This is a genomic window from Thermanaeromonas sp., from assembly GCF_021890735.1.
GTDB lineage: Bacteria > Bacillota > DSM-521 > Neomoorellales > Neomoorellaceae > Thermanaeromonas.
The window spans coordinates 1-3273 of sequence record NZ_JAKKUR010000128.1; the positions used below are offsets into that span (position 1 = coordinate 1).

At 47.1% G+C, this 3273-nt stretch carries 6 protein-coding genes; all 6 read right to left on the reverse strand.

Annotated features, from left to right (window positions below):
- Positions 1-367 (reverse strand): Rpn family recombination-promoting nuclease/putative transposase (locus L5656_RS11040; protein ID WP_297202914.1); only part of this gene is annotated, 367 nt, incomplete at its 3' end.
- Between the two features lie 38 nt (positions 368-405).
- Positions 406-501 carry an IS66 family transposase gene (locus L5656_RS11485; RefSeq protein ID WP_366018314.1) on the reverse strand — a complete coding sequence of 32 codons (96 nt, stop codon included), beginning with the start codon at positions 499-501 and terminating at the stop codon, positions 406-408.
- 78 nt (positions 502-579) lie between these two features.
- Positions 580-819, reverse strand: a complete 240-nt coding sequence (locus L5656_RS11050) for an AbrB/MazE/SpoVT family DNA-binding domain-containing protein (protein WP_297202918.1) — start codon at positions 817-819, stop codon at positions 580-582.
- A 184-nt stretch (positions 820-1003) separates the two neighbouring features.
- Positions 1004-1852, reverse strand: a complete 849-nt coding sequence (locus tag L5656_RS11055; RefSeq protein WP_297202920.1) for a Wzz/FepE/Etk N-terminal domain-containing protein — start codon at positions 1850-1852, stop codon at positions 1004-1006.
- Between the two features lie 127 nt (positions 1853-1979).
- Positions 1980-2576: a YdcF family protein gene (locus L5656_RS11060; RefSeq protein ID WP_297202922.1), complete on the reverse strand. Its 597-nt coding sequence runs from the start codon at positions 2574-2576 to the stop codon at positions 1980-1982.
- An 85-nt stretch (positions 2577-2661) separates the two neighbouring features.
- Complete coding sequence (locus tag L5656_RS11065; RefSeq protein WP_297202924.1) at positions 2662-3204, reverse strand: YwgA family protein; 543 nt, start codon at positions 3202-3204, stop codon at positions 2662-2664.
- Positions 3205-3273: the final 69 nt, after the last annotated feature.

Consider the following 3273-nt stretch of genomic DNA (forward strand, 5'->3'; position numbering starts at 1 on the left):
CGTATTTGTCCGGCTCTTCTACTTTGCTGTCGTAGGAGAATACGGCTATAGGCAATACCTTCTTCTGATGTTTTTCGTAAAGCCGACTAAAGTATATGAACATGCGCCGGGCAAAGTCTGCCTCTCTATAAGCCTGGGGCTCTACGTGGATAAGGACGTAGCCTTCTTCTCCCTTTATTTTAACACTGGCCAGTATATCTACGTAGTGTTTTTCTCCGGCGGTGATGTCGGTGTTGATCTCTTGGGATAAGAAGGTCAGTTCGGAGTAATCGATTAGGGCGTGGGCTTCGGGGAAGAAGAGCTCCATGAATTCTTTAAAGAAGTTGGTGATGAGCTCTTTAAATATGGCGTCGTGGTCTATAGCCATGTCCAGCTTCTCCTATTCTTCTGTTTAGTTTTAGCGCGTCAGGCATGAGCCCAGCAGCCCACCAGGGTGACATGCGTAAGCTCCCTGTAACCGGCATAGCCGTCAACGTTCCTCCTCCATAATGGCTCGCACAACTTCTTCAGCCGCCCGTTCGCCTTTGTTTAGTGCGAGAATAGCGTAGCTGTCCAAAACAAATTTTTTGCGCCCCAAGTTTACTCCCTCTCCCTGTCCGCGGCACGTTCCTTAAGGAGAAGATCTGTCAGTTTTTCCTCTTCTTCCCCTTTTAATCTACCTCTAAGGGCCAGCAAAGGGTGTCGCGGCAAAGGGCGTAGAACTATGGCTCCCTCTATCTCTTCGAGGACTAATTTATCTCCTTTTTTCAACCCATACCGCCTGCGCAAAGCAACAGGAATATAAATCTGTCCTTTTTCCGAAATGGTAACTTTATACACAGAAACTTACCTCCGATTATAAATCTTACTTTAAGCAAAGTATACTACAAGGAACCGGAAGTAATAAAGGTGATTACCAGTAAGAGGTTGACCCGCGGGACCGCCTCACATTGCGCCCCATTGCAGATGCCCCGCTTATTCAACCATTTGACCATAAAGTAATATTTAAACCTGGGGTCTTGGGTTATTCCTGCGGCCGGGCATTTGTTGCCTGTTTAGAATAAGTCCACCAATTTCTTACTAGGGCTGCAAAGATACCTACCATAAGGCCGAGGACCAGGGATACGGCAGTATTGAGCGCCAGCCTGGGTTTCACCTTTAACGGCTCGCTTACAGAATCGACCACTCTAGCCGGGTGCAGGGCGGCTAATTTTTCCTGGAGGGAAAGATACTGAGCTATCAAACCTACCTTTTCTTGGGCTTGTGCGCTGCTCAACTGGGCTAGTTGCAGTGCGTAAAGCTTCTTTTCCACATCGCTTAAAGAAGAATTCTCCAGGGTCGAGATAATCTGCGCGATCTTGCCTCGGGTAGCTTGATATTGTTCGAGGTCGCTTTCCAGCTTCCTTAAGTTTTCTTCCAGAGGCGCCCGGCGTTCCCTATAAACTTTATTCCGCTCTTCTAAGAAAAGGTTTACCACCTTCTCGGCCACAAGCTTTACCTGCCCGGGGTCCCTGCCCTCTAACGAAAACTTGATATAGCCGGTATCCTTTATTATATCTGCGCGTTGCTTGAAACTGAGAGGATCGAGATCCAAAGAAAGTTGTTCCAGGGCCCGTGTAAGGAGTACTCTGCTTTCCAGTATTTCCTTTCCTTCGTTAGGTTTTAAAGATTGGGCATCTGTTTTGTCCAGTTCTATCAGGGCCTCCACACGGTAAGCCGGTGGTAAGATAAAACTTATCGCTATAGAAACCAAAACGGCGAGCAAGGTGATAGCAATGATCGAACGGCGATGGTTCCACAAGGTGTAGAGTAATTCTTTTAGATCTATTTCTTCCTCGTTATTGTAGCTACCGTTAATCGTTGGTACCTCCATGATACGCCTGCTCTCCTTTCAACGGTGTAGAAGTGTTCCACATTTCTAGGAAGAAAGCTGCAAAAACCCTTCTACAACGAATCAACCCCTTTCTAGGGCTAAAAGGGAAGGTTTTAAGATGGCCCCTTTAATTTCCCGGGGAAAACCCATAGCGTACAAAGTACCACAAAAGCTTCAAATACTCTATACCTACCACCTCTATACCCTTATCATCGTGCCACCATTCCTCCGGCACGAGCCAAGCGTCCTCCGCCCCATAGAAGCTCAAGCGAATGTTGCTGCCCGCAAAAACCTTCTCGAAGATAAACCTCGTGCGCCGGAGGTGATAAGGTGAAGTAACCACAATAGCCGAGCGCCAGCCTTTTTCTTTCAATATCTCTAGGGTGTAGACAGCATTCTCATAGGTGCTGCTAGCCCGCCTTTCCAAGACAATATCCTGCGGCGGCACGCCTAGGGATTCGGCCTGCCAGGCCATGATCTCTGCTGCGGGCACATTCCACTCCACCGGCCCGCCGGTCATAAGCAGTCGCGGGGCGAATCCTTGCTTGTAAAGCTTTACTGCGGTCTCCACCCTCTCGCCTTGCTCGCCTGAGAGCACTATGATCACATCTGTCTGCTCTAAAACTTTGTCACCTGTTGCCAGCCACCGAGCCACCCAAGGAAGCCATAGAGGCCGGGAAGTTGCAACACTAATCGTTAAGGCCAGGGTCAACAACCCTAGCACCTTAAGCCAATACCACCGGGAAAAGCCACTCATATTTTGCCAGGACATACCAACACTTATGGCATTTCTCGCCTTCTACCTGAAACTAAGCTCTTTCTGGAGTCCGGGTACCCGAAAGCTTATTTAAGAAATCCAAGGCATTCCTGATCTCATCGTCCTTATATTCCTGTTCCGGCTTAAGTATCTTTACATACTCGGAGGCTTCTGAATCTGAATAATTCATTTTCCTGAGAAATCTCAGGGTAGCCATCAATTCTAAGGTACGAGCATCATAACGCGCTAGTTCCTTAGCAAATTGTTCGAAGTAGGGTGGTATCCTAAAGGTATTTTTAGGGGTTGCCGCCAAATATTGTCTTCCTAAGTCAGATAACGAATATATATACTGCTTGTATCCTGAAGTAGTCGCCTCTATCCTTTCCTCTAATAAACCCAGGAATTTCATTTCATCGACTTTAATAGCCAGTTCTTCCGAATAAGGGCCGTACAAGTGATAATTGAACTCTTCCTTAAATGGGCACCCGGCCTCCTGAAGAAGGTATACCATTTTCTGTAATTTCTTTCGCCCGTGTATTTGTCCTACAGCGCTCAACAGCATCATTAGCATGCGATACTTGCTCAAAATGTCCATTCCACCTTACCTCCCCTATCTCAATAATTTTGCTTCTAGCTCGTTAAATCTCCTGCTCTCTTAGATTTT

Coding starts and splice junctions, on each gene's coding strand:
- L5656_RS11065 (WP_297202924.1), bottom strand. CDS start 3,204: ATGGACATTTTGAGCAAGTATCGCATGCTAATGATGCTGTTGAGCGCT.
- L5656_RS11055 (WP_297202920.1), bottom strand. CDS start 1,852: ATGGAGGTACCAACGATTAACGGTAGCTACAATAACGAGGAAGAAATA.